This window comes from Pseudomonas sp. 10(2024), from assembly GCF_045164175.1.
Classification (GTDB): Bacteria; Pseudomonadota; Gammaproteobacteria; order Pseudomonadales; family Pseudomonadaceae; genus Aquipseudomonas; species Aquipseudomonas alloputida.
Genome location: NZ_CP174006.1, coordinates 5,459,756 through 5,485,491, shown reverse-complemented (window position 1 = coordinate 5,485,491; position 25,736 = coordinate 5,459,756). Strand labels below are relative to the sequence as shown.

The following is a 25,736-nucleotide window of genomic DNA, read 5'->3' as shown; positions in this document are numbered from 1 at the left end:
CATTTGCACAAGGATCCATCGCCGTGCCGACACCTCCTGTCTCCGTGCTGGTTGCCCAGATGGGCGAGGGCCCGGCGCCGCTCTACGCCCGGGTCAAACAGATGATCATCCAGCAGATCGACAACGGCAGCTGGCCACCGCATCACCGGGTACCCTCCGAGAGCGAGCTGGTCAACGAGCTGGGCTTCAGCCGCATGACCATCAACCGCGCCCTGCGTGAACTCACCGCCGAAGGCCTGCTGGTGCGCATGCAAGGGGTCGGCACCTTCGTGGCCGAGCCCAAGGGCCGTTCGGCGCTGTTCGAGGTCAACAACATTGCCGACGAAATTGCCGCGCGCGGACACCAGCATAGCTGCCAGGTGATCACGCTTGCCGAAGAAGCGGCCGGCTCCGAACGGGCGCTGGCGCTGGACATGCGTGAAGGTCAGCGCGTGTTCCATTCGCTGATCGTGCATTTCGAGAACGGCGTGCCGGTGCAGATCGAGGACCGTTACGTCAACGCGGCCATTGCGCCCGATTACCTCAAGCAGGATTTCACCCGGCAGACGCCTTACGCCTACCTGTCCCAGGTGGCGCCGCTGACGGAGGGCGAGCACGTGGTCGAGGCAATCTTGGCCGAGCCGGAAGAATGCACCCTGTTGCAGATCGACCGGGGCGAGCCTTGCCTGCTGATTCGTCGTCGCACCTGGTCCGGCCGCCAGCCGGTGACCGCTGCACGGCTGATCCACCCCGGTTCCCGTCATCGCCTGGAAGGACGTTTCAGCAAATGAGTCAGCTGCAGTTGTTGCGTGCGCATGATTACCCGCGCATGCCTTGGAAGAACGGTGGTGGTTTCACCGAAGAGATCACCCGCGACAGTGGCGAGGGCCTGGACGGTTTTGGCTGGCGTCTGTCGATTGCCGATATCGAAGAGTCGGGAGGGTTTTCCACCTTTGCCGGCTACCAGCGGATCATCACCGTGCTGCAGGGCGACGGCATGCGCCTGCTGGTCGATGGCCAGGCCAGCCGGCCATTGCTGGCGTTCGATGCGTTTGCGTTCAGCGGCGAGAGCCAGGTCAGCTGCAAGTTGCTGGGTGGGGCGATCCGCGATTTCAACCTGATCTATGCACCGCAGCGATATCGGGCGCGGTTGCAGTGGCTGGATGGCACCAGCCGGGTGTACAGCTCGGCGTCGACGGTGTTGTTGTTTGCTGCCAGCAGCCATGTTGAGGTGACCATCGTGGGGCGTGAAACGCAGCGGCTAGGGTTGTATGACTGCCTGCGGCTGGAGGGCAATGTGGAATTGCTTGGGCTGGAGGTTCAGGGGCGGTTCTGCCTGATCGAACTGGTTGAACGCTGAGGGTCTGGCTGTAGGTTTTTGTCGCCTGTGAGATCGAGCGCCGCCAGGTGTCCGCCTCGACACATTCTGCGCCTGTGAGATCGAGCGCCGCAGGTGTCCGGCTCGACACATTCTGCGCCTGTGAGATCGAGCGCCGCCCGCGCGGCGCTTCGCGGGTAAACCCGCTCCTACGTTTGTTTCAGGCCAATTATGCCTGTGGGATTTGCGCGCGAACGCCTTGGTGCCCATCTCGATATCGCTTCGTACCAACAAGGCGGTCGCGCGCGCCAGGCACAGGATGGACTGGCCCGAAACAAACGTAGATACTCTGTTGGCGGTCAAGCTTTTCCGAGGTGTTCAGAGCTGAAAAGCTTCACCGTATCAAATGGCACATCCCCACGCATGCATGCCCAGATGCCTGTCAGATACTTGCGCATGACAGCAGCGATAGCCTGCATTTTTTTCTTGCCCCTACTGACCAGGGATTCGTAAAAAGCCTTCGCATAAGGGTCGCAGCGCACTGCGGTCAAGGCAGGCATGTACATGGCTGCCCGCAGATAAGCATTCCCGCTTTTGCCGAGCCGACCGGGCTTGTCAATGCTCGTCCCCGACTGTGTCTGCCGAACATCCAGCCCCGCGTGACGAGCTACCTGCGAGGACTTGAGCATTTGAGGAAGGGTGGTCAGCTCAGCCAATGCAGCAAGTGCTGAGACTTCTCCTATTCCTGGGCCTGCGAGCAGCTGCTTGTACTGCCGAGTAAGCGTCGGACACTGGGCGACCATCTCGCGGCCAGCCTTACGAAAGCGTTCAATTCGATTATCCAGTGAAGCAATGGCTTCTTCTTGATCTTCGATCAGCATCGACACGGTCGTAGAGGTCGCCTGCAGCGCATGAAGTTCGTTCTTCGCCCTGGTACGGTGTCCCACCAAACGGTTGATGTGCCGGCCCAGAGCCCTCAGCTCAAGCTGCACAGGGCTTGGAGGCGTCCACAAGCGCGGTGTCATACGCTCGCCGTACTCGGACAGCAACTGAGCATCTATTGCATCGGTCTTGCTGTTCACCAGCATCAGTTTGGCGAAATTGTGAAAGCTCTTGGGGTTGATCACTGAAACAGGGAGGTCAGCCGCATGTAGCTCAAGAGCCAAGTCTAGGTAATAGATTCCGGTCGCCTCCATCACGATCGACTTGGGCTTGAGTGCCAGCAGCTTTTTCACCGCAGCCTTACGGCCTGCAGGGGTTTGAGCGATATCCCACTGTCCGGCCGGACGCCCATCTTTACGTACCCCGACGATCGAAGTGCGTGAGCCGATATCGAGGCCAACACAGACACTCATTCTTCCCTCTCCCCAGCGAGTTAGGTAACAATGGCCTCCGGTTCCCCGACCTCGAACTTCATGCTGCTGCAACCTTGTAATGCGAAGTCCGACTTGTCGGCTTCTCGATACTCTTCGCAGTGGGCAATGAGGCGGGGGGCCTCTCTACGTACAAGGTCAGGGGTAATCCCTGCCTTTAGGAGCGATCGGCCTCCCCGGAAGTGCTTCTTCAGCCTGACGAGAATAACCTCTCCCGCCAGGCTAAGGACAACATACAAGGAGCGGGTTTACCCGCGAAGCGCCGCGCGGGCGGCGCTCGATCTTCGCACCGCCGCAGAACTCAAGCCGGACCGGCGCTCGCTTCACCCCCCAAAAAGTCAAGGTAAGAACGACAAGGTCCGATTATTTTGGTTGTCCATGCTTGTACATACAAGTAAAGGTGTGTTTGTATATTGACCACGACATACCCGCCCGCGGACGACCGCAGAGGACCTTTCCCGTGACCGACAACAACAAATACCGTGACGTTGAAATCCGTGCCCCACGTGGCAACAAGCTGACCGCCAAAAGCTGGCTGACCGAAGCGCCACTGCGCATGCTGATGAACAACCTCGATCCACAGGTCGCGGAAAACCCCAAAGAGCTGGTGGTATACGGCGGTATCGGCCGCGCCGCGCGCAACTGGGCCTGCTACGACAAGATCGTCGAAACCCTGACCCGCCTGGAAGACGACGAAACCCTGCTGGTGCAGTCGGGCAAGCCGGTCGGTGTGTTCAAGACCCACAGCAACGCACCGCGCGTGCTGATTGCCAACTCCAACCTGGTGCCACACTGGGCCAACTGGGAACACTTCAACGAACTGGACGCCAAGGGCCTGGCCATGTACGGCCAGATGACCGCCGGCAGCTGGATCTACATCGGCAGCCAGGGCATCGTCCAGGGCACCTATGAAACCTTCGTCGAAGCCGGTCGCCAGCACTACGGCGGCAGCCTGAAAGGCAAGTGGGTACTCACCGCTGGTCTGGGCGGCATGGGCGGCGCCCAGCCACTGGCCGCGACCCTGGCCGGTGCTTGCTCGCTGAACATCGAATGCCAGCAGAGCCGTATCGACTTCCGCCTGGAAACCCGCTACGTCGACGAGCAGGCCACTGACCTCGACGACGCCCTGGCACGCATCGCCAAGTACACCGCCGAAGGCAAGGCCATCTCCATCGCCCTGCACGGCAACGCCGCCGAAATCCTCCCAGAGCTGGTCAAACGTGGCGTGCGCCCGGACATGGTCACCGACCAGACCAGCGCCCACGACCCACTGAACGGCTACCTGCCAGCCGGCTGGACTTGGGAGCAGTACCGCGACCGTGCGCAGACCGAACCGGCTGCAGTGGTCAAGGCCGCCAAGCAGTCGATGGCCGTGCACGTGCAGGCCATGCTGGACTTCCAGAAGCAGGGTATCCCGACCTTCGACTACGGCAACAACATCCGCCAGATGGCCAAGGAAGAGGGCGTGGCCAATGCCTTCGACTTCCCAGGCTTCGTTCCGGCCTACATCCGCCCACTGTTCTGCCGCGGCGTCGGCCCGTTCCGCTGGGCGGCGCTGTCCGGTGAAGCTGAGGACATCTACAAGACCGACGCCAAGGTCAAGGAACTGATCCCCGACGACGCCCACCTGCACCGCTGGCTGGACATGGCCCGCGAGCGCATCAGCTTCCAGGGCCTGCCGGCACGTATCTGCTGGGTGGGGCTGGGCCTTCGCGCCAAGCTGGGCCTGGCTTTCAACGAAATGGTCCGCAGCGGCGAGCTGTCGGCTCCGGTGGTGATCGGCCGTGACCACCTCGACTCCGGCTCGGTATCCAGCCCGAACCGCGAAACCGAGGCCATGCGTGATGGTTCGGACGCTGTTTCCGACTGGCCGCTGCTCAACGCCCTGCTGAACACCGCAGGCGGCGCCACCTGGGTCTCGCTGCACCATGGCGGTGGCGTGGGCATGGGCTTCTCGCAGCACTCGGGCATGGTCATCGTCTGCGACGGTACCGATGAGGCCGCCGAGCGCATCGCCCGGGTACTGACCAACGACCCAGGGACTGGCGTCATGCGTCACGCCGATGCCGGTTATGACATCGCCATCGACTGCGCCAAGGAGCAGGGCCTGGACCTGCCGATGATCACCGGCTGATCACCACGCTTTGGATCGCACCCTGCAAGGGGTGATACTGAACAACAAGAAGGAGCGCGCAGGCACCCACAAGCGGGCCTGCGGCTCCACGCGATTTGGAGTAGTAACGTGACCGAACTCACCCTCAAGCCCGGCACCCTGACCCTGGCCCAGCTGCGCGCGATCCATGCCGCGCCCGTGCGCCTGCAACTGGATGCCAGTGCCGCACCGGCCATCGACGCCAGCGTCGCCTGTGTCGAGCAGATCATTGCCGAAGACCGTACTGCGTACGGCATCAACACGGGTTTCGGCCTGCTGGCCTCGACCCGCATCGCCAGCCATGACCTGGAGAACCTGCAGCGTTCGCTGGTGCTGTCCCACGCCGCCGGTATCGGCGCGCCGCTGGATGACGACCTGGTGCGGTTGATCATGGTGCTGAAGATCAACAGCCTCAGCCGTGGCTTCTCCGGCATCCGCCGCAAAGTCATCGACGCGCTGATTGCCCTGGTCAACGCCGAAGTCTACCCGCACATCCCGCTGAAAGGCTCGGTAGGCGCATCCGGTGACCTTGCCCCGCTAGCGCATATGTCGCTGGTGCTGCTGGGCGAGGGCAAGGCCCGCTACAAGGGCCAGTGGCTGCCGGCCACCGAAGCCTTGGCGATTGCCGGCCTCGAACCGCTGACCCTGGCCGCCAAAGAGGGCCTGGCCCTGCTCAACGGTACCCAGGCCTCCACCGCCTATGCCTTGCGTGGCCTGTTCCAGGCCGAAGACCTGTATGCCGCGGCCATCGCCTGCGGCGGCCTGAGCGTCGAAGCCGCATTGGGCTCGCGCTCGCCCTTCGATGCGCGTGTCCACGAAGTGCGTGGCCAACGCGGCCAGATCGACACCGCGGCCTGCTTCCGCGACCTGCTGGGCGACTCCAGCGAAGTGTCGCTGTCGCACAAGAACTGCGACAAGGTCCAGGACCCGTACTCGCTGCGCTGCCAGCCGCAGGTCATGGGTGCCTGCCTGACCCAGCTGCGTCAGGCCGCCGAGGTACTGGGCATCGAAGCCAACGCTGTGTCGGACAACCCGCTGGTGTTCGCTGCCGAAGGTGATGTGATCTCCGGCGGCAACTTCCACGCCGAACCGGTGGCCATGGCGGCTGACAACCTGGCCCTGGCCATCGCTGAAATCGGCTCGCTCAGCGAGCGCCGCATCTCGCTGATGATGGACAAGCACATGTCCCAGCTGCCGCCGTTCCTGGTGGAAAACGGTGGGGTCAACTCCGGCTTCATGATCGCTCAGGTCACCGCTGCCGCCCTGGCCAGCGAAAACAAGGCTTTGTCGCACCCACACAGCGTCGACAGCCTGCCAACTTCGGCCAACCAGGAAGACCACGTGTCGATGGCCCCGGCCGCCGGCAAGCGCCTGTGGGAAATGGCCGAAAACACCCGTGGCGTGCTGGCCATCGAATGGCTGGGCGCGTGCCAGGGCCTGGACCTGCGCAAAGGCCTGAAGACTTCGGCCAAGCTGGAGCAAGCGCGCCAGGCGCTGCGCAGCGAGGTGCCGCACTACGACCGTGACCGTTTCTTCGCGCCGGATATTGAAAAGGCCGTGGACCTGTTGGCCAAGGGTAGTCTGACCGGCTTGCTGCCGGCGGGTGTACTGCCAAGCCTGTAACGCCCCTGGGGCCGCTGGGCGGCCCTTCGCGGGCGCGCCCGCTCCCACAGAAGTAGGTGCAAAACACCATCCCCTGTGGGAGCGGGCGTGCCCGCGAAGGGGCTGCGCAGCAGCCCCCTGAATCTCACGACCACAAAAACAATTCAAGGACGTGACATGCAACAAGCTCAAGGTCTCAAGCGCGGGCTAAGTGCCCGCCACATCCGATTCATGGCCCTCGGCTCCGCCATCGGCACCGGCCTGTTCTACGGCTCTGCCTCGGCCATCCAGATGGCAGGCCCGGCCGTGCTGCTGGCCTACCTGATCGGCGGCGCTGCAGTGTTCATGGTCATGCGCGCCCTTGGCGAAATGGCCGTGCACAACCCGGTGGCCGGCTCCTTCGGCCACTACGCCACCACCTACCTCGGCCCAATGGCCGGTTTCATCCTTGGCTGGACCTACGCTTTCGAGATGGTCATCGTCGCCATCGCCGACGTCACCGCGTTCGGTATCTACATGGGTTTCTGGTTCCCGGAGGTAGCCCGCTGGATCTGGGTGTTGGGCATCGTTTTCCTGATCGGCGGCCTCAACCTGTGCAACGTCAAGGTATTCGGCGAAATGGAATTCTGGCTGTCGCTGCTCAAGGTCGGCGCCATCGTGGCGATGATCCTGGCCGGCCTCGGCATCATGGCCTTCGGTTTCAGCCAGGTGGGTACCGGGCATGCCGTGGGCATGAGCAACCTGTTCGACCATGGCGGCTTCATGCCTAACGGCGTGGGTGGCTTGATCGCGTCGTTTGCCGTGGTGATGTTCGCCTTTGGCGGTATCGAGATCATCGGCGTCACCGCCGGTGAGGCAAAAGACCCGCAGCGCGTCATTCCCAAAGCGATCAACGCGGTGCCACTGCGGATCCTGCTGTTCTACGTGCTCACCCTGTTCGTGCTGATGTGCCTGTACCCATGGCCGCAGATCGGTAGCCAGGGCAGCCCGTTCGTGCAGATCTTCAGCAACCTGGGCATTGGCTCTGCCGCTGCTGTGCTGAACGTCGTGGTGATTTCCGCTGCCATCTCTGCCATCAACAGCGACATCTTTGGCGCAGGCCGCATGATGTATGGCCTGGCCCAGCAAGGCCACGCCCCGCGCGGTTTCAGCAAGTTGTCGAAACATGGCGTACCGTGGATGACCGTCGTGGTGATGGGGGCTGCGCTGCTGATCGGCGTATTGCTCAACTACCTGATCCCGGAAAATGTGTTCCTGCTGATTGCCTCGATCGCCACCTTCGCCACGGTGTGGGTGTGGCTGATGATCCTGCTCACCCAGGTAGCCATGCGCCGCAGCATGAGCCGCGAGGAAGTGGCCCAGCTCAAGTTCCCGGTACCGTTCTGGCCATACGGCCCGGCCATGGCCATTGCGTTCATGGTGTTCATCTTTGGCGTGCTCGGTTACTTCCCGGACACCCAGGCGGCATTGATCGTCGGCGTGATCTGGGTGGTGTTCCTGGTGGCGTCCTACCTGCTGTGGTGCAAGCCGCGCGCAGGGCAGGGCCAGCCGGTAGCGGAGCCGGCCGAGTTGCACCGCTAGCAAAGGAGATTGTGCATGAGAACCCTCTGGCAGCATTGCCATGTTGCAACCATGGCCGACGGCCGCTACTCGGCCATCGAGGATGCGGCGATCGTCACCAGCGCTGGGCTGATCGAGTGGATAGGCCCGCGCGCCGAGCTGGCGCCCGTCGAAGCTGACCGCACGGTTGACCTGGGTGGTGCCTGGGTCACCCCCGGGCTGATCGACTGCCACACCCATGCGGTGTTCGGTGGCAACCGCAGCGGCGAGTTCGAGCAGCGCCTGCAGGGCGTGAGCTATGCCGAAATCGCCGCGCAGGGCGGTGGTATCGCGAGTACCGTGCGGGCTACCCGGGCAGCCAGCGAAGACGAACTGTTCGCCAGTGCTCGCCAGCGTGTTCAGGCACTGATGCGCGATGGCGTGACCACCCTTGAGGTCAAGTCCGGCTACGGCCTGGACCTGGCCAATGAGCGCAAGATGCTGCGAGTGGTCCGCCGCCTGGCTGACGAGCTGCCGCTGACGGTGCGTGCCACGTGCCTGGCGGCGCACGCTTTGCCCCCGGAGTACGCGGGTCGGGCCGACGACTACATCGCGCACATCTGTGACGAGATGTTGCCTGCCCTGGCCAGGGAAGGCCTGGTGGATGCCGTGGATGCCTTCTGCGAACACCTCGCGTTCTCGCCGGCCCAGGTCGAGCGGCTGTTCATCAGGGCGCGCGAACTGGGCCTGCCGGTCAAGCTGCATGCCGAACAGCTGTCATCGTTGCACGGCTCAAGCCTGGCCGCGCGTTACCAGGCACTGTCGGCTGACCACCTGGAGTTCATGACAGAGGAAGACGCCGTGGCCATGGCAAACGCCGGCACGGTCGCCGTGCTGTTGCCGGGTGCTTTCTACTTCCTGCGTGAAACCCAGCTGCCGCCAATGGATGCATTGCGCCGCCACGGGGTAAAGATTGCCCTGGCCAGCGACCTCAACCCCGGCACCTCACCAGGGTTGTCGCTGCGGTTGATGCTGAACATGGGCTGCACCTGCTTCCGCATGACGCCGGAAGAAGCCCTGGCCGGCGTTACGGTCCACGCTGCCACGGCGCTGGGCCTGGGTGACAGCCACGGCTCGCTGCAAGTGGGCAAGGTGGCCGACTTCGTTGCCTGGCAAATCGAACGCCCCGCCGACCTGGCCTACTGGCTGGGTGGCGACCTGCCCAAGCGCGTAGTGCGCATGGGCCACGAAATCTCCAACTGAGCGAGGCACGATGGACAAGGTATTGAGTTTTCACCAAGGTCGCCTGCCGCTGCTGATCAGCATGCCGCACGCTGGCTTGCGTCTGACCGACGCCGTGCGCGACGGCCTGGTCGACCAGGCGCAAAGCTTGCCGGACACCGACTGGCACATCCCGCAGTTGTACGACTTTGCCCGTGACATGGGCGCCAGCGTGGTGGCCGCAGAGTACTCACGCTTCGTCATCGACCTGAACCGTCCGGACGACGACAAGCCGCTGTACGTCGGCGCCACCACGGGCTTGTACCCGGCGACCTTGTTCGGCGGCGAACCCCTCTTCAAAGACGGGCTGGCGCCGTCTGGCGAAGAGCGCAAACGCTACCTGGAGCAAATCTGGCGCCCTTATCACGCGACCATTCGTCGTGAACTGGATCGCTTGCGTGAGCAGTTTGGCTATGCGCTGCTGTGGGATGCCCATTCGATCCGTTCGCTGATCCCGCACCTGTTCGACGGCAAGTTACCGGACTTCAACCTGGGTACTTTCAACGGCGCCAGTTGCGATCCGGCACTGGCTGAGCGGCTGCAGGGTGTGTGCGCCAAGGTGCAAGGTTACAGCCACGTGCTTAATGGTCGGTTCAAAGGCGGTCACATCACCCGGCATTATGGCGACCCGGCCAACCATATCCATGCTGTGCAGCTGGAGCTGGCGCAAAGCACCTATATGGAGGAAGTCGAGCCTTTTGCCTATCGGGAAGATTTGGCGCAACCGACGCAAGCGGTATTGAGGCAGCTACTGCAAGCGCTGCTGGCCTGGGGCGACGAGCGTTACAAGCGTTGAGTGGAGGCGGCGACGCTATCGGCGTCGCCAGGCACCGTGGGAGGCAGTTGCCGGAATTCTGCGCAAGGGTCAATTCGCGCCGTTCGAACGCGTCAGCAAGGACGGTGCTGAAAGCGCAATTCAGGTTTATGATGGCCCACGGCCGAATAATCCTCACACGGAGTGCGCAATGCAGACCCTCTACCCGCAGATCAAACCCTACGCCAGGCACGATCTGGCCGTGGAAGCGCCGCATGTGCTTTATGTCGACGAAAGCGGCTCGCCGGAAGGTCTGCCCGTGGTGTTCATCCACGGAGGCCCCGGTGCTGGCTGCGACGCCCAGAGCCGCTGCTACTTTGATCCCAACCTGTACCGCATCATCACCTTCGACCAGCGCGGCTGTGGTCGCTCCACGCCCCATGCGAGCCTGGAGAACAACACCACCTGGCACCTGGTCGAAGACCTGGAGCGCATTCGCGAACACCTTGGCATAGACAAGTGGGTGCTGTTTGGTGGCTCTTGGGGCTCGACCCTGGCCCTGGCCTACGCTCAGGCTCACCCAGAACGCGTGCACGGCCTGATCCTGCGCGGCATCTTCCTGTGCCGGCCGCAGGAAATCGAGTGGTTCTACCAGGAAGGCGCCAGCCGCCTGTTCCCCGACTACTGGCAGGACTACATCGCACCGATTCCACCGGAGGAACGCGGCGACCTGGTCAGGGCCTTCCACAAGCGTCTGACCGGTAACGACCAGATCGCCCAGATGCACGCCGCCAAGGCGTGGTCCACCTGGGAAGGCCGTACCGCCACCCTGCGCCCCAACCCGCTGGTGGTCGACCGCTTTTCCGAACCGCAGCGGGCGCTGTCGATCGCCCGCATCGAATGCCACTACTTCATGAACAACGCCTTCCTCGAACCGGACCAGCTGATCCGCGATCTGCCCAAAATCGCCCACCTGCCGGCGGTGATCGTGCATGGTCGCTACGATGTGATCTGCCCCTTGGACAACGCTTGGGCGTTGCACCAGGCCTGGCCGAACAGTGAGTTGAAAGTGATCCGTGACGCCGGTCACGCGGCTTCCGAGCCTGGCATCACCGATGCCTTGGTGCGTGCCGCCGACCAGATGGCCCGGCGCCTGCTCGACCTGCCCCTGGAAGAAGCATGAGGGGCCTGCTGCAGCGCGTGCGCGGTGCGCGGGTTGAAGTGGCGGGGGAGGTGGTCGGCGCCATCGACCAAGGGTTGCTGGTGCTGGTCGCGGTCGAGCCTGAAGATTCCCGTGAACAGGCCGATAAGCTGTTGCACAAGCTGCTGAACTACCGGGTCTTCAGTGACGAGCAGGGCAAGATGAACCTGTCGCTCAAGGATGTCGGGGGTGGCCTGCTACTGGTGTCACAGTTCACCTTGGCGGCCGACACCCGCAATGGCATGCGTCCAAGCTTCTCGACCGCAGCGCCACCGGCCCTAGGCGCCGAGTTGTTCGACTATCTTTTGCAACAGGCAAAAGCTCAGTACGCCGACGTGGCCAGCGGCCGTTTTGGTGCGGATATGCAGGTGCACCTGGTCAATGATGGCCCCGTAACATTTATGTTACAAATATGAGGTCAAAAAACCCTTTGTTCACAGGAAAACAAGGGGTTTTGTACGATAAATAGTTGCTCCAGCCTGATGCGTTGTCACGCAACCTGCTGGATAATCGCGCGCTGCATGGACCTGCGTTCGTAGGTCCGTTTCACTCTGACTCGAGCATTGTCTGGATCCGTTTGGGGAATCATTACGCCCTCTCGGGGTCCGAACAGTGCTCGCCAACCCGGCATTTGTCGCTGGCCGTTGGTTTCATGATCTGTTTTCGGCGAGGGTTGCTCGTGATTGTTAGTCCCCAAAAAGCATCAAGAATCCCCGGCGTCGGGCTACGCAAGGCGCTGATGGCCAGTGTGGCTCTGGTCGGCCTGATGAGCGCGGGCCAGCTGTGGGCATTCAATCTTGACGATGTTGCTGCCAAGGCAAAGGATCTGGCCGGCCAGAAGTACGACGCGCCAAAAAGCAACCTGCCGGCCGTATTCCGCGACATGAAGTTCGCGGACTACCAGAAAATCCGTTTCCTGCAGGAAAAGGCCGAGTGGGCCAAGGACAAGACCCCGTTCAAGCTGTCGTTCTATCATCAGGGCATGCACTTCGACACCCCGGTGAAAATCAACGAGGTCACCGCCACCAAGGTCCGGGAAATCAAGTACGACCCGGACCGCTTCGAGTTCGGTGACGTGCCGCACGACCCGGAAACCACGAAAAACCTCGGTTATGCCGGTTTCCGCGTGCTGTACCCGATCAACAAGGCCGACAAGCAGGACGAGATCATGACCCTGCTTGGCGCCAGCTATTTCCGCGTGGTCGGCAAGGGCCACGTGTACGGCCTGTCTGCCCGTGGCCTGGCCATCGACACCGCCCTGCCGTCGGGCGAAGAATTCCCGCGCTTCACCGAGTTCTGGGTTGAAAAACCCAAGCCAGCCGACAAGCACCTGGTGATCTACGCGCTGCTGGATTCGCCGCGCTCCACCGGCGCCTACAAGCTGACCCTGCGTCCAGGCAACGACACCGTGGTCGACGTGCAGTCCCGCGTGTTCCTGCGTGACCATGTCAGCCGCCTGGGCATTGCGCCGCTGACCAGCATGTACCTGTTCGGCCCCAATCAGCCGTCCAAGGTGCTCAACTACCGCCCGGCCCTGCACGACTCCGAAGGCCTGTCGATCCATGCCGGCAACGGCGAGTGGCTGTGGCGCCCGCTGAACAACCCGAAACACCTGGCCGTGAGTAACTTCAGTGTCGAGAACCCGCGTGGTTTCGGCCTGATGCAGCGTCAGCGCGCCTTCAGCGACTACGAAGACCTCGACGACAACTACCAGAAGCGCCCAAGCGCCTGGATCGAGCCGAAGGGTGACTGGGGCAAGGGTAGCGTCGACCTGGTCGAAATCCCGACCGCCGACGAGACCAACGACAATATCGTGGCCTTCTGGAGCCCGGAGAAACTGCCGGAGCCAGGTAAACCGTTCGAGTACGCCTACCGCCTGCACTGGACCATCGACGAGCCGAAGTTCCAGGCCCCTGATCTGGGCTGGGTCAAGCAGACCCTGCGTTCCACCGGTGACGTCAAGCAGTCCAACCTGATCCGCCAGCCAGATGGCAGCGTGGCATTCCTGGTCGACTTCGCCGGCCCGGCGCTTGCCGCCCTGCCGGAAGACACCGCCGTGCGCAGCCAGATCAGCGTGGGCGACAACGCCGAGGTGGTCGAGAACAATCTGCGCTATAACCCTGAGACCAAGGGCTGGCGCCTGACTCTGCGCCTGAAGGTCAAGGAAGCCAACAAGTCGACCGAAATGCGCGCCGCACTGGTGCGTGATGTACCGGTCGAGCCTGCCAAGCCTGCCCAGGACGCCAAGCAGGACAAGGCCGCAGCCAAGCATGCCAAGGCCGAGAAAGCCGTCAAGGCTGAGCAATCTGCCAAGGCCGAACAACCTGCCGCCGATGCGGCGCCCACCAACGGGGCCCCGGCCACCACCGAGCAGGTGCTGACCGAGACCTGGAGCTATCAGTTGCCTGCCGATGAGTAACTCAAGCGCAAGGCCGGAATCGCTTGGCGAGTACCTGGCCCACCTACCACTGAGCGACGAGCAGCGGGCTGAGCTTGCCAGCTGCACCTCGTTCAGTGAGCTACACCAACGCTTGGCGGCCAACCCGGCCGCCAGCTCTGCCGAGGCCGTGCAGGCCTCGGTGGGCCCGCGCCTGACCGTGGGCAGTGCCGCCGAGCTGGAAGAAGCCGAAATGCTCGGCGTCGACGGCAGCGGCCGCCTGTGCCTGAAGATCGCCCCGCCGATCAAACGCACCAAGGTCGTGCCCGAGCCATGGCGCACCAATGTGCTGATCCGCATGTGGCGACGCATGACCGGCCGCCCCAACGCCCCGCAGCCGCCCAAGCGCGAGCTGCCGCCAGCCCGCTGGCGCACGGTCGGCTCTATCCGCCGTTACATTCTGCTGGCGCTGATGATCGGCCAGACCATCGTCGCTGGCTGGTACATGAAAGGCATCCTGCCGTACCAGGGCTGGTCGTTCGTGGACCTTGACGAAATCGTCAACCAGCCGCTGTGGGACACGGTGGTGCAGGTGTGGCCGTATGCCCTGCAAACTTCCATCCTGATCCTCTTCGGCATCCTGTTCTGCTGGGTGTCGGCGGGCTTCTGGACCGCGCTGATGGGCTTCCTCGAGCTGCTCACCGGGCGCGACAAATACAAGATTTCCGGTAGCAGCGCAGGCAACGAGCCGATCGCGCCCGAGGCGCGTACCGCGCTGGTGATGCCGATCTGCAACGAAGACGTGCCGCGGGTGTTCGCCGGCCTGCGCGCAACGTTCGAGTCGGTGGCCGCCAGCGGCAACCTCGACCGGTTCGACTTCTTTGTGCTCAGCGACACCAACGACACCGACATCGCCGTGGCCGAGCAACAGGCCTGGCTGGATGTGTGCCGTGAAACCAAAGGCTTTGGCCGCATCTTCTACCGCCGCCGTCGGCGCCGTGTAAAGCGCAAGAGCGGCAACCTCGACGACTTCTGCCGTCGCTGGGGTGGCGAGTACAAGTACATGGTCGTGCTCGACGCCGACAGCGTCATGAGTGGCGAGTGCCTGAGCAGCCTGGTGCGCCTGATGGAGGCCAACCCGGACGCCGGCATCATCCAGACCGGGCCGAAAGCCTCGGGCATGGACACCCTGTATGCACGCATGCAGCAGTTCGCTACCCGCGTGTACGGCCCACTGTTCACTGCCGGTCTGCACTTCTGGCAGTTGGGTGAGTCGCACTACTGGGGCCACAACGCGATCATCCGCATGAAGCCGTTCATCGAGCACTGCGCCCTGGCGCCGTTGCCGGGCAAGGGCGCGTTCGCCGGTGCCATCCTTTCCCACGACTTCGTCGAAGCCGCGCTGATGCGCCGTGCCGGCTGGGGTGTGTGGATTGCCTACGACTTGCCGGGCAGCTACGAAGAACTGCCGCCAAACCTGCTCGACGAGCTCAAGCGCGACCGTCGCTGGTGCCACGGCAACCTGATGAACTTCCGCCTGTTCCTGGTCAAGGGCATGCACCCGGTTCACCGTGCGGTGTTCCTCACCGGGGTGATGTCTTACCTGTCGGCGCCGCTGTGGTTCCTGTTCCTGGTGCTGTCGACCGCGCTGCTGGCGACCAACACGCTGATGGAGCCGCAGTATTTCATCGAGCCTTACCAGCTTTACCCGCTGTGGCCGCAGTGGCACCCGGAGAAGGCTGTGGCGCTGTTCTCCACCACCATTGTGCTGCTGTTCCTGCCCAAGCTGCTCAGCGTCATCCTGATCTGGGCCAAGGGCGCCGTCGAGTTCGGTGGGCGAGCCAAGGTCACCTTGTCGATGCTGATGGAGATGCTGTTCTCCATGTTGCTGGCACCGGTACGCATGATCTTCCACACCCGCTTCGTGCTGGCCGCGTTCCTCGGCTGGGCTGCGACCTGGAACTCGCCGCAGCGTGACGACGACTCCACGCCGTGGGGCGAAGCGGTGCGCCGGCATGGCCCGCAGACGCTGCTGGGCGTTGCCTGGGCCGCACTGGTGGCGTGGTTGAACCCGAGCTTCCTGTGGTGGCTGGCGCCTATCGTCGGTTCGCTGGTGTTGTCGATCCCGGTATCGGTGATTTCCAGCCGCACCCGCCTGGGCCTGGCGGCCAAGGACGAGAAGCTGTTCCTCATCCCAGAGGAATACGCCACCCCACAAGAGCTGCTGGCTACCGACCAGTACACCCACGAAAACCGCTGGCATGCCCTGCATGATGGCTTCGTGCGGGCCGTGGTCGACCCGCGGCAGAATGCCCTGGCCTGTGCCATGGCCACTGCCCGCCATGGCCAGGCGGCACCGATCGAAGCGTTGCGTGCCGAGCGCGTTGCCAAGGCGATTGAAGTCGGGCCGAAAGGCCTGGACCTCAATACTCGCCTGGCCCTGCTCAGCGACCCGGTGGCGCTGAGCCGCCTGCACGAGCAGGTGTGGGCCGAGCACAATGCGGCATGGATCGATGTGTGGCGTGCGTCGATCAACAATGACCCGCATTCGCCGCTGTTGCCGTTGCACCCGGAAAACGCAGGCCAACCGAGCCTCGTCGGCGCCTGATCGGGCCTGTTCGCGGCGGTTCGGCGCCCCGATGAACCCGCTCCTACGGGGCGCCTGATCGAGCCTGTTCGCGGGTGAACCCGCTCCTACCAGGGATACACATGCCCTTGTAGGAGCGGGTTCACCCGCGAAGCTTTTTGGCCTAGCCCCCTCATTTTGGCCAACAAAGTCCCCCCGCGGCTCTAGGTCCACGGGCCGCCATGCGTTAGCATCCCTCTCCGATACGACGCTTCGGCCAGTACGGCCGTGCCAACACAATAAGATTCGCTACTTTTCTTGCTAGGGGACTTGGTGATGATCAAGAAATACCTTTCGCGACTGCTGGTCGGTGTGACCGCCCTGGTCGCCGTGACCGCGGCCCAGGCGGGCGCCATCGATGACGCGGTCAAGCGTGGCACCCTGCGGGTGGGCATGGACCCGACTTACATGCCGTTCCAGATGACCAACAAGCGTGGCGAGATCATCGGCTTCGAAGTCGATATCCTCAAGGCCATGGCCAAGTCCATGGGCGTGAAGTTCGAGGCCGTGTCCACCGCCTATGACGGCATCATCCCGGCGCTGCTGACCGACAAGTTCGACATGATCGGCAGCGGCATGACCCTGACCCAGGAGCGTAACCTGCGTCTGAACTTCAGCGAACCCTTCATCGTGGTTGGCCAGACCCTGCTGATCCGCAAGGAGCTGGCTGGCGAGATCAAGTCGTACAAGGACCTGAACAACGAGAAGTACCGCCTGACCTCCAAGCTTGGCACCACCGGCGAAATGGTCTCCAAGAAGCTGATCAGCAAAGCCAAGTACCACGGCTACGACAACGAACAGGAAGCCGTCATGGACGTGGTCAACGGCAAGGCCGACGCCTTTGTCTATGATGCGCCGTACAACGTGGTGGCGGTGGATAAAGCCGGTGCCGGCAAGCTGCTTTTCCTCGACGAGCCCTTCACCTACGAGCCGCTGGCCTTCGGCCTGAAGAAAGGCGACTACGACAGCATCAACTTCATCAACAACTTCCTGCACCAGATCAAGCACGACGGGACCTACGATCGTATTCACGACAAGTGGTTCAAGAACAAGGACTGGCTGAAGGAAATGGAATAAGGCTCAGGCCACAAGCCCGGCTTTATGACCCCGACGCGCAGGCAAACCCTGCGCGTTCGCATTTACGGAAGTACCCCACGTGATCAAACACAAGAAAGCCCAGTGGCCTTGGCATGGGTTGACCGCCCTGGTCCTGGTAGGCCTGGCGCTCAGCCTTTACATGGCCACCTCGATGATTTCCTACGAGTGGCGCTGGAACCGCGTACCGCAGTACTTCGCCTACAAGGCCGAGGAAACGCAACGCGCTGCCGGCTACGGCACTGTGCAGGAAATCGTCATTTCCGGTGACAACGCCCGCGTCACGCTGAAGGACGAAAGTGGTGCCGAGCAAGTGCTCGATGTGGACAAGGACAGCCTGCAACTGAGCCGCGGCGACGATGTTGCCGAGGGCGACCAGATCGGGGTAACCCGCCATTGGGCCGCTGGCCCGCTGGCATGGGGCCTGTGGACCACCTTGTGGATCTCGGTGGTGTCCGGGGCGCTGGGCCTGGTGATCGGCCTGTTCGCCGGATTGTGCCGGTTGTCGAACAACCCGACCCTGCGCGACCTGTCGACCGTCTATGTCGAACTGGTGCGCGGCACGCCGCTGCTGGTGCAAATCTTCATCTTCTACTTCTTCATCGGCACCGTGCTCAACCTGTCCCGCGAGTTTGCCGGGGTAGCGGCGCTGGCATTGTTCACTGGTGCTTACGTGGCCGAGATCGTCCGTGCTGGCGTGCAGTCGATCGCCAAGGGCCAGAACGAGGCTGCCCGGTCGCTGGGCCTGAACGCTGGCCAGTCGATGCGCCATGTGATCTTGCCGCAGGCCTTCAAGCGCGTGCTTCCGCCCCTGGCCGGCCAGTTCATCAGCCTGGTCAAGGACACCTCGCTGGTGTCGGTGATCGCCATCACCGAACTGACCAAGAGTGGCCGTGAGGCTATCACCACCTCGTTCTCTACTTTCGAGATCTGGTTCTGCGTGGCAGGCCTGTACCTGCTGATCAACCTGCCGCTGTCGCACATCGCCAGCCGGCTCGAGCGGAGGCTTGCGCAAAGTGATTGAAGTCCGTGACCTGCTGAAAGTCTTCGACACCCGTGGCCAGGTGGTAAGGGCTGTGGATAACGTCACCACTCAGGTCGCCAAGGGCGAAGTGGTGGTCGTGCTCGGCCCGTCGGGGTCGGGCAAGTCGACGTTCCTGCGCTGCCTCAACGGCCTGGAGCATTTCGACCAAGGCCATGTGGCCATCGACGGCCTGCAACTGGCCGACCCCAAGACCGACATCAATGCCTACCGCCGCGAAGTCGGCATGGTGTTCCAGCACTTCAACCTGTTTCCGCACATGACTGTGCTGGAAAACCTGTGCCTGGCGCAGAAGGTGGTGCGCAAGCGCAACAAGGCTGACCGCGAAGCCAAGGCCCGGGCGTTGCTGGAGAAGGTGGGTATTTCGCAGAAGGCCAACGAGTACCCGTCGCGCTTGTCTGGCGGCCAGCAACAGCGGGTGGCGATTGCCCGGGCCCTGGCGATGGACCCGAAAGTGATGCTGTTCGACGAGCCGACCTCGGCGCTCGACCCGGAAATGGTCGGTGAGGTGCTGGACGTGATGAAGACCCTGGCCCAGGAAGGCATGACCATGGTTTGCGTCACCCACGAAATGGGTTTTGCCCGCGAAGTGGCTGACCGCGTGCTGTTCTTCGACCACGGCAAACTGCTGGAAGATTCGGCCCCGGCCGCATTCTTCGCTGCGCCGAAAGACCCGCGTGCGCAGGCATTCCTGCGCCAGGTGCTGTAACCGCGCGGGCTTCTTCGCGGACAAGCCCGCTCCTGCATGTCCACCACTGCCTTGATGGGGGTGATGTACCTGTGTGAGCGGGCTTTCCCGCGAAGAGGGCGATGCGAAGTCAGATGCTGAACCGCCCAACCATCCCCCGCAATTGCTGCCCCAACTGCTCCAGCTCCCCGCTCGAGGCTGCCGTCTGCTCACTGGCCGCACTGGTCTGATCCGAAACATCCCGCACATTGATCACACTTCGGTTGATCTGCTCGGCCACCACGCTCTGTTCCTCACTGGCGGTGGCGATCTGCTGGTTCATGCCCTGAATACTCGATACCGTGTCGGTGATCTGGCTCAATGCGTGCCCGGCCCTGCGGCTCAGCTCCACGCTCTGTTCGGTCAGGCTCTTGCTGCTGTCCAGCAAGCGGGTCACTTCGTCGGTACCGTTGTGCAGACTGTCTATCAGTTGGCCGATCTCCTCGGTCGCCGTCGACGTGCGCTGGGCCAGGCCACGCACCTCATCGGCCACCACGGCGAAGCCGCGCCCGGCTTCACCGGCCCGTGCCGCTTCGATCGCTGCGTTCAGCGCCAGCAGGTTGGTCTGTTCAGACACCGACTTGATCACATCGAGGATGCTGCCAATCCGCTGGCTCTCGCCTGCCAGGTGCTGCATGGCCGCCAGGCAATGGTCCATCTGCCCGGCCAGTTGTTCGATACGGCCGATGGCTTCGGCGACTACCTGGTCACCCACCTGTGCCTGCTGGTCAGCGTTGGTCGCGGCCAGGGAGGCTTGCTCGGCGTTCTGTGCCACTTCCTGTACGGTGGCGCTCATCTGGTTCATGGCAGTCGCCACCTGGTCGGTTTCCTCGCGCTGCTGATTGATGCGCAGCTTGGTGTCTTCGCTACTGGCCGCCAACTGCGTGGCTGCCTGTGACAGCTGGCCGACACCCTGATCAATGCCGCCGATCAGCTCGCGCAGGCTCAAGGTCATCTCGCGCATGCTGGTTTGCAGCTGGCCCATTTCGTCGCGACGTTGCACGGTGTCGACCTGGCTCAGGTCTCCTTTGGCGATGCGGGCAGCCACAGCCAGCGTCTGGCGCAACGGCTGGGTGATCTGCAAGGTGATCAGCCAGGCGGCCAGCGCCCCTACCACCATTGCCAGCAGCGCCACACTGGTCAGCAGCGACCGGGCGGCCAGGGCCTCACTGTCGCGTTGTTCGACCTTGCGTTTACCCAGTTCGAGGCTCACTGTTCGTAGCTCATTGCCCATGTTTTCCATGTTGTTCTGCAACTGCTCGACACGTACGGCGGCGCGGCGATACTGATCCAGGCTGGTGCGGTACTTGCTCAGCTCGACACCCGGTTGCTCACTGATCGCGCGTGGCAAGCCCAACGGCGCAAGGCCTTCAAGCAGTTGCGCAAGGCTACTGTCGGCGGCGTTCAGGGCGTTATCACCGACTTTGGCAAAATCCTCGACCGGGACGAAGGTGTAGGCTGGAACCAGGCTTTGCTGGTTGGCACCTTCGACATGCCGGCTGAGGGTATCCATCAGGCCCAGCACACCACTTTGCTGACTGTCGTCAGGCATTTTCAGCAAGGCCTGGGTCTGCAGTTGGTCAATCGCCTCGCTGAGTGCATGCTCCTGCGACTGCAGGGCTTCGCGCAGGGCTACACGGCTGGCGACGCTGCGCTGCAGTTCGCTGAAGTTGTCGCGCAGGCGCTGTAACAATGCCATTTTTTCTGTCAGCAACTGCCGTGACTCATCGACATTGCTGCGTTGCTGCAGGGTGGTCAGCATGCTGTTGAGCTGGTCGAGGATGTTGCTGATGCGTGCTTTGCTGGCATCGTCGTTGAGCACGCGGTAGGTGATGCGTTCCGCGCGCAGGTCTTTTGTCAGATCGTTGATCAGGCCTATTTCGCTGAGTTGCTGTGAGCGCACGATGGCACCATCCAGGGCACGCCAGCCGCTGATGGTGGTGGCCAGGGTGAGCAGCAGGACCACGGCAAAGCCGAGGGCCAGCTTGGCGGCGACACTGATGTTGCCGAGCTTGCGGTTGAGGGAGCCAAGCATGGGGAATCTCCGAGCGAGTGAGAGAAAGGATGCAGGCGCATGGCTGGCATCACATCTCTGCCCATCGGCAGCGGAGCTGTAGGACTTGACCTGATAATCAGGTAGGAAATTTCGTCGCGAACAGTAGGATGCATATCGTCCTGTGCCGTCCTCTTCGCGGGTGAACCCGCTCCTACGAAGGCCTGTGCATGTGTGTAGGAGCGGGTTTACCCGCGAATACGGTGGTGCCGGCAACGGTGAACGGCGGGTGGAGATTGGCCAGCAGGGCCGGCCCTTTCGCGGGTGAACCCGCTCCTACGAAGGCCTGTGCATGTGTGTAGGAGCGGGTTTACCCGCGAATACGGTGGTGCCGGCAACGGTGAACGGCGGCTGGAGATTGGCCAGCAAGGCCGGCCCATTCGCGGGTGAACCCGCTCCTACGAAGGCCTGTGCATGTGTGTAGGAGCGGGTTTACCCGCGAATACGGTGGTGTCGGCAACGGTGAACGGCGGGTGGAGATTGGCCAGCCGGCCTGGCCCTTTCGCGGGTGAACCCGCTCCTACGACGGCCTGTGCATTTGTGTGTAGGAGCGGGTTTACCCGCGAATACGGTGGTGCCGGCAACGGTGAACGGCGGGTGGAAATTGGCCAGCCGGCCTGGCCCATTCGCGGGTGAACCCGCTCCTACGAAGGCCTGTGCATTTGTGTGTAGGAGCGGGTTTACCCGCGAAGAGGCCCGACCGGGCGACCGCTGGTTCAGATCACAGCCTGAACCGCCCAACCAACCCTTGCAAATGGGTACCCAACCGCGCCAGTTCCACGCTGGAGCTGGCCGTCTCCTCACTGGCCGCCGAGGTCTGGTCGGAAATATCACGCACATTCATCACGCTGCGGTTGATTTCTTCGGCCACCGCCGTCTGCTCCTCGGCCGCCGTGGCAATCTGCTGGTTCATCGCCTGGATCGACGACACCGTGCGGGTGATGGTTTCCAGCGAGCTGCCGGCGCGGCGGGTCAGCTCGACGCTGCTGTCGGTCAGTTGGCGGCTGTTGTCCATCACGCTGGCCACCCGTTGGGTGCCGCTTTGCAGGCCGGCAATCAACTCTTCGATCTCTTCGGTCGACTGCTGTGTGCGCTGAGCCAAGCTGCGCACTTCGTCGGCAACCACGGCAAAGCCACGCCCGGCCTCACCGGCGCGGGCGGCCTCGATTGCTGCGTTGAGGGCCAGCAGGTTGGTTTGCTGGGCCACCGATTTGATTACGTCGAGTACGCTGCCGATCTTGTCGCTCTCGGTCTTGAGCAGGTTCATCGCTTCGCTGGAGTTGATCACTTCGCTGGCCAGGCGCTCGATCTGTGCCACCGCCTCGCCCACCACGCGATCGCCCTCGCGGGCCTGCTGGTCGGCCATCAAGGCGGCTTCCGAAGCCTGTTCGGCATTGCGTGCCACTTCGTGCACGGTGGCAGTCATCTGGTTCATCGCAGTCGCCACCTGGTCGGTTTCGACCTTCTGGTTGTTGACCCCCGCGCTGGTCTGTTCTGTCACCGCCGACAGCTCCTCGGCAGCGCTGGCGATCTGCGTGACGCCGTCGCCAATGCCGCCGATCAGTTCACGCAAACCTTGGGTCATGCGATGCATGCTGGCCTGCAATTGGCCCAGCTCGTCGCGGCGTTGCACCTGCAGGCTCTGGGTCAGGTCTCCGCTGGCCACACGCTCTGCGGCGCGCAGTGTTTGGCGCAGCGGGATGATGATTTGCCGGGTAATGGCCCAGGCGGCCAGCAGGCCAAGGGCCAGTGCCAGCACGGTGGCAACCGTGAGCAGTGTTTTGGCCTGCGCGGCAGCGGCATCGCGCACCTCGGTTTGCGAAGCGGTCATCATCTGGCTGGCCTGCAGCAGTACCGTGCCTTGTTCAACCATGCGTTGCAGCGCTTGCTCGCTGGCGAGCTGGGCATTGCCGAACTGGGTCACCGCATCGCGGTAGCCGCCCATGGCTGTGGCGGCATCATCCAGGCTGGCAGCATGTTCGGCTGGCACTTTGGCCGGCAGGGCGCGCAGTTCGGCCAAGGCCTGGTCGATGGCCTTCAGTGCCGTTTGCTGGTAATCGGCATTGCCACTGTAGGTGTAGCCACGCACCTGGAAACGCGCTTGTTGCAGCAGGGCGCTGACGTCCACCGCGTGCTGGTACTGATTGATGTCAGCGCCTTGCAGCAGGCTACGCTGTACGCGGCCTATCAAATCCACGGCCTTATCGGCGCTGCTACCCAGTACATCACGGCTGGCTTCGCGGCGTTGGTCGGCCTGCTTCAGCTCGTTGAATGCCTGCTGGTAGATGCGCACTGCCTCGCGTTGCTGTTCGAGGCGTTGGCGATCGGCGGGTTGTTCGATCTGGCCAAGCATCAGCTGCACCTGGCGGTCGAGGTTGCTCAGGGCTTTTTCCAGTTCTGCCAGCGAAGCGTCGTCGCGGCGGCGATCATACTGCTGGCGGGCGATGCGCAATTCCTGGGTGTATTGCTGGATGACCGAGATGTTTCCCAGTTTGTCGCCACGGTCGATGATGCTGTCCATGCCGTGCCAGCCGGTCAGGGTAATCGCCAAGGTCAACAGCAGCACCAGGCCGAAACCCAGCCCCAGTTTGCGATTGACGCTCACATTGCCCAGCGATTGGGCTAACCATTGATACATGTTCGACTCCCCGGCGGCTTGGCAGCACAAATAATTGTATTGTTGCCAAGGCCATCGGCCCGGGAGGGGGAAACTTGATGGGCGAAGAAGGGGTGTTTGTGTCAGAAAATACGCGAAAGCAGCGCGGTGACGGCGGTCTCCACCCGCAAGATGCGATCACCCAGCTGTACCGGCGCCAGGCCTGCCTTGCCCAGCAGGTCGACCTCGTAGGGGATCCAGCCACCCTCAGGGCCGATGGCCAGGGTAACGGCTTGTTCTACGGCGCGCGGACAGGCTGGGTAAGGGCCGGGGTGGCCGACCAGGCCTAGGGTGCCAGCGGCGATGGTGGGCAGGCGGTCTTCGACAAAAGGCTTGAAGCGCTTTTCGATGATCACCTCGGGCAGCACGGTGTCACGCGCCTGTTCCAGGCCCAGGATCAGGTTCTCGCGAATGGTGTCGGGCTGCAGAAAGGGCGTTTGCCAGAAGCTTTTCTCGACCTTGTAGCTGTTCAGCAGGATCAGCCGCGGCACGCCCAGCGTGGCCACGGTCTGGAACAGCCGTCGCAGCATTTTGGGCCGAGGCACCGCCAGCACCAGGGTCAGCGGCAGCTTCGCCGGTGGCTGCTGGTCGAAGGCCACTTCAAGTTCGGCTTCGTGCTTTTCCAGGCGCAGCACCGTGGCCTTGCCCATCAGGCCGTTGATACGGCCCACGCGCAGGTTGTCGCCCACTGCCACGCGGTGGATTTCCTGCATATGGGTGAAGCGCCGATCAGCAAGAACGACGCGGTTGGCCGAGACGAAGTCGGCCTCTTCAAGAAGCAACAGGTTCACGGTTGGGTCGCTGGTGGCTGGTCGTTATGGTCGTCGGCGGTTTCGTCGTGGGCGCTGCGCTTGCGGATCAGGCTGCCGCACAGCACGCCGATCTCGAACAGCAGCCACATGGGCACGGCCAGCAGGGTCTGGGAGAAGATGTCCGGTGGGGTGAGGACCATGCCGACCACGAAGCAGCCGATGATCACATACGGGCGGACTTTCTTCAGATACTTCACGTCGACCACGCCGATCCACACCAGCAGCACCACCGCCACTGGGATTTCGAAGGCCACGCCAAAGGCGAAGAACAGCGTCATCACGAAGTCGAGGTAGCTTGCGATGTCGGTCATCATCGAAACGCCTTCTGGTGTAGCGCTGGCGAAGAAACCGAAGATCAGCGGGAATACCAGGAAATAGGCGAATGCCATGCCGGCATAGAACAGGAAGATGCTCGACACCAACAGTGGAATGGCGATGCGCTTTTCATGGCGGTATAGCCCTGGCGCGATAAAACCCCAGATCTGCTGAAGGATGAACGGGATGGCCAGGAACAGCGAGACGATCATGGTCAGCTTGAACGGCGTGAGGAACGGCGAGGCCACATCGGTGGCGATCATCGTTGCATTGGCCGGCAAGTGCTCGCGCAGTGGCGCGGAAACCAGTGTGTAGATCTGCTGGGCGAAGGAGAACAGCCCGGCAAAGATCAGGAAAATGACGGCAACGCAGCGCAGCAGGCGGGTGCGCAGTTCGGTCAGGTGCGAAACCAGCGGCATTGGCTGGTCGTGGTCCGGATTCTCGCTCATGGGGCTCGCGGCGGTTGAGGCGGTTGAGGCGGTTCAGACGGTGCGGCCGGGGCTGCAGGTGCTTCGACCGGCCTGGCTTCGAGCCCGGCAGGTGGCTGCACGCTGGCCGTGGTGACCGGCGGCTGCGCGGGTGGCGTCATGGGGTTGAGGATACGCTTGGCTTCCTCTTCCATCTGCAGGATGTGCTCGTTATGCAGCTGGCGTCGGATGTCGTCGGCGCCTATTTCGCGCTCCACTTCCATCTTGATGCTGTTGAAGCTGCGCTTGAGCCGGCCGATCCACAGCCCTGCCGTGCGCGCGGCACCCGGCAGGCGCTCGGGGCCGAGCACCAGCAGGGCGACCAGGCCGACGAGCAGCAGCTCGCTGAAACTCATGCCGAACATGG

Annotated in this window: 20 protein-coding genes and 2 pseudogenes; 14 read left to right on the top strand and 8 right to left on the bottom strand. The window is 62.9% G+C overall.

Annotated elements, in window-relative coordinates; translation table 11 throughout:
* The first annotated feature begins 59 nt into the window (after positions 1-59).
* Complete coding sequence (hutC, locus tag ACI7M0_RS24805) at positions 60-770, top strand: histidine utilization repressor (RefSeq protein WP_172830964.1); 711 nt, start codon at positions 60-62, stop codon at positions 768-770.
* The gene (locus ACI7M0_RS24800) at positions 767-1,339 is read left to right on the top strand and encodes a HutD family protein (RefSeq protein ID WP_129933742.1); all 573 of its coding nucleotides are present in this window, start codon (positions 767-769) and stop codon (positions 1,337-1,339) included. Before hutC ends, ACI7M0_RS24800 begins: the two co-directional genes overlap by 4 nt.
* 317 nt (positions 1,340-1,656) lie before the next feature.
* On the opposite strand, the gene ACI7M0_RS24795 is transcribed toward ACI7M0_RS24800, so the two are convergent.
* A complete protein-coding gene (locus tag ACI7M0_RS24795; RefSeq protein ID WP_129934054.1) occupies positions 1,657-2,652 on the bottom strand; it encodes an IS110 family transposase in 996 nt (331 codons plus the stop codon).
* A gap of 478 nt (positions 2,653-3,130) precedes the next feature.
* On the opposite strand from ACI7M0_RS24795, the gene hutU reads away from it, so the two are divergent.
* The 12 genes from hutU to ACI7M0_RS24735 all read left to right on the top strand — a co-directional run bounded on the left by hutU (position 3,131) and on the right by ACI7M0_RS24735 (position 19,048).
* Positions 3,131-4,804, top strand: a complete 1,674-nt coding sequence (hutU, locus tag ACI7M0_RS24790; RefSeq protein WP_004577162.1) for a urocanate hydratase — start codon at positions 3,131-3,133, stop codon at positions 4,802-4,804.
* Between the two features lie 108 nt (positions 4,805-4,912).
* The gene (hutH, locus tag ACI7M0_RS24785; protein ID WP_010955589.1) at positions 4,913-6,445 is read left to right on the top strand and encodes a histidine ammonia-lyase; all 1,533 of its coding nucleotides are present in this window, start codon (positions 4,913-4,915) and stop codon (positions 6,443-6,445) included.
* Between the two features lie 156 nt (positions 6,446-6,601).
* Complete coding sequence (locus ACI7M0_RS24780) at positions 6,602-8,005, top strand: amino acid permease (RefSeq protein ID WP_003249253.1); 1,404 nt, start codon at positions 6,602-6,604, stop codon at positions 8,003-8,005.
* A gap of 15 nt (positions 8,006-8,020) precedes the next feature.
* Positions 8,021-9,226, top strand: a complete 1,206-nt coding sequence (gene hutI / locus ACI7M0_RS24775) for an imidazolonepropionase (protein WP_129933730.1) — start codon at positions 8,021-8,023, stop codon at positions 9,224-9,226.
* A 10-nt stretch (positions 9,227-9,236) separates the two neighbouring features.
* Positions 9,237-10,040, top strand: a complete 804-nt coding sequence (gene hutG / locus ACI7M0_RS24770; protein WP_104962696.1) for an N-formylglutamate deformylase — start codon at positions 9,237-9,239, stop codon at positions 10,038-10,040.
* 169 nt (positions 10,041-10,209) lie between these two features.
* Positions 10,210-11,181: a prolyl aminopeptidase gene (gene pip, locus ACI7M0_RS24765; protein ID WP_003249260.1), complete on the top strand. Its 972-nt coding sequence runs from the start codon at positions 10,210-10,212 to the stop codon at positions 11,179-11,181.
* The gene (dtd, locus tag ACI7M0_RS24760; RefSeq protein WP_003249262.1) at positions 11,178-11,615 is read left to right on the top strand and encodes a D-aminoacyl-tRNA deacylase; all 438 of its coding nucleotides are present in this window, start codon (positions 11,178-11,180) and stop codon (positions 11,613-11,615) included. The genes pip and dtd overlap by 4 nt, the downstream gene beginning before the upstream one ends.
* A gap of 263 nt (positions 11,616-11,878) precedes the next feature.
* Positions 11,879-13,618, top strand: a complete 1,740-nt coding sequence (locus ACI7M0_RS24755) for a glucan biosynthesis protein G (RefSeq protein WP_218567989.1) — start codon at positions 11,879-11,881, stop codon at positions 13,616-13,618.
* Positions 13,611-16,184, top strand: a complete 2,574-nt coding sequence (gene mdoH, locus ACI7M0_RS24750) for a glucans biosynthesis glucosyltransferase MdoH (protein WP_129933732.1) — start codon at positions 13,611-13,613, stop codon at positions 16,182-16,184. The genes ACI7M0_RS24755 and mdoH overlap by 8 nt, the downstream gene beginning before the upstream one ends.
* Before the next feature lie 297 nt (positions 16,185-16,481).
* Positions 16,482-17,279, top strand: coding sequence for a transporter substrate-binding domain-containing protein (locus ACI7M0_RS24745; protein ID WP_026031986.1), 798 nt, complete (start codon positions 16,482-16,484; stop codon positions 17,277-17,279).
* Positions 17,280-17,358: 79 nt separating this feature from the next.
* Positions 17,359-18,321 (top strand): amino acid ABC transporter permease, encoded by a 963-nt coding sequence (locus ACI7M0_RS24740; RefSeq protein WP_010955582.1) that lies wholly within the window; start codon positions 17,359-17,361, stop codon positions 18,319-18,321.
* Positions 18,314-19,048 (top strand): amino acid ABC transporter ATP-binding protein, encoded by a 735-nt coding sequence (locus ACI7M0_RS24735; protein WP_010955581.1) that lies wholly within the window; start codon positions 18,314-18,316, stop codon positions 19,046-19,048. The genes ACI7M0_RS24740 and ACI7M0_RS24735 overlap by 8 nt, the downstream gene beginning before the upstream one ends.
* Positions 19,049-19,157: 109 nt before the next feature.
* Here ACI7M0_RS24735 and ACI7M0_RS24730 read toward each other — a convergent pair whose 3' ends face one another.
* From ACI7M0_RS24730 to tatB, 7 genes and pseudogenes are all read right to left on the bottom strand, one after another.
* Positions 19,158-19,862, bottom strand: coding sequence for a methyl-accepting chemotaxis protein (locus tag ACI7M0_RS24730; protein ID WP_371920368.1), 705 nt, complete (start codon positions 19,860-19,862; stop codon positions 19,158-19,160).
* A 198-nt stretch (positions 19,863-20,060) separates the two neighbouring features.
* A pseudogene (locus ACI7M0_RS24725) lies at positions 20,061-21,101 on the bottom strand (methyl-accepting chemotaxis protein); the annotation flags it as partial.
* Positions 21,102-21,840: 739 nt separating this feature from the next.
* Positions 21,841-22,554: a methyl-accepting chemotaxis protein gene (locus ACI7M0_RS24720; protein ID WP_370588293.1), complete on the bottom strand. Its 714-nt coding sequence runs from the start codon at positions 22,552-22,554 to the stop codon at positions 21,841-21,843.
* A 141-nt stretch (positions 22,555-22,695) separates the two neighbouring features.
* Positions 22,696-23,640, bottom strand: a pseudogene (locus ACI7M0_RS24715) (methyl-accepting chemotaxis protein); the annotation flags it as partial.
* 218 nt (positions 23,641-23,858) lie between these two features.
* On the bottom strand, positions 23,859-24,566 hold the full coding sequence (locus tag ACI7M0_RS24710; protein WP_020192065.1) for a 16S rRNA (uracil(1498)-N(3))-methyltransferase: 708 nt from the start codon (positions 24,564-24,566) through the stop codon (positions 23,859-23,861).
* Positions 24,563-25,351, bottom strand: a complete 789-nt coding sequence (gene tatC / locus ACI7M0_RS24705) for a twin-arginine translocase subunit TatC (RefSeq protein WP_129933677.1) — start codon at positions 25,349-25,351, stop codon at positions 24,563-24,565. The genes ACI7M0_RS24710 and tatC overlap by 4 nt, the downstream gene beginning before the upstream one ends.
* Positions 25,348-25,734, bottom strand: coding sequence for a Sec-independent protein translocase protein TatB (gene tatB, locus ACI7M0_RS24700; protein WP_104962690.1), 387 nt, complete (start codon positions 25,732-25,734; stop codon positions 25,348-25,350). The genes tatC and tatB overlap by 4 nt, the downstream gene beginning before the upstream one ends.
* Between the last annotated feature and the right edge of the window lie 2 nt (positions 25,735-25,736).

Coding starts and splice junctions, on each gene's coding strand:
- ACI7M0_RS24800 (WP_129933742.1), top strand. CDS start 767: ATGAGTCAGCTGCAGTTGTTGCGTGCGCATGATTACCCGCGCATGCCT.
- mdoH (WP_129933732.1), top strand. CDS start 13,611: ATGAGTAACTCAAGCGCAAGGCCGGAATCGCTTGGCGAGTACCTGGCC.
- ACI7M0_RS24795 (WP_129934054.1), bottom strand. CDS start 2,652: ATGAGTGTCTGTGTTGGCCTCGATATCGGCTCACGCACTTCGATCGTC.
- hutG (WP_104962696.1), top strand. CDS start 9,237: ATGGACAAGGTATTGAGTTTTCACCAAGGTCGCCTGCCGCTGCTGATC.
- ACI7M0_RS24720 (WP_370588293.1), bottom strand. CDS start 22,554: ATGAACCAGATGACTGCCACCGTGCACGAAGTGGCACGCAATGCCGAA.
- hutC (WP_172830964.1), top strand. CDS start 60: ATGGGCGAGGGCCCGGCGCCGCTCTACGCCCGGGTCAAACAGATGATC.
- pip (WP_003249260.1), top strand. CDS start 10,210: ATGCAGACCCTCTACCCGCAGATCAAACCCTACGCCAGGCACGATCTG.
- dtd (WP_003249262.1), top strand. CDS start 11,178: ATGAGGGGCCTGCTGCAGCGCGTGCGCGGTGCGCGGGTTGAAGTGGCG.
- ACI7M0_RS24730 (WP_371920368.1), bottom strand. CDS start 19,862: ATGAGCGCCACCGTACAGGAAGTGGCACAGAACGCCGAGCAAGCCTCC.
- ACI7M0_RS24780 (WP_003249253.1), top strand. CDS start 6,602: ATGCAACAAGCTCAAGGTCTCAAGCGCGGGCTAAGTGCCCGCCACATC.
- tatC (WP_129933677.1), bottom strand. CDS start 25,351: ATGAGCGAGAATCCGGACCACGACCAGCCAATGCCGCTGGTTTCGCAC.
- hutI (WP_129933730.1), top strand. CDS start 8,021: ATGAGAACCCTCTGGCAGCATTGCCATGTTGCAACCATGGCCGACGGC.
- tatB (WP_104962690.1), bottom strand. CDS start 25,734: ATGTTCGGCATGAGTTTCAGCGAGCTGCTGCTCGTCGGCCTGGTCGCC.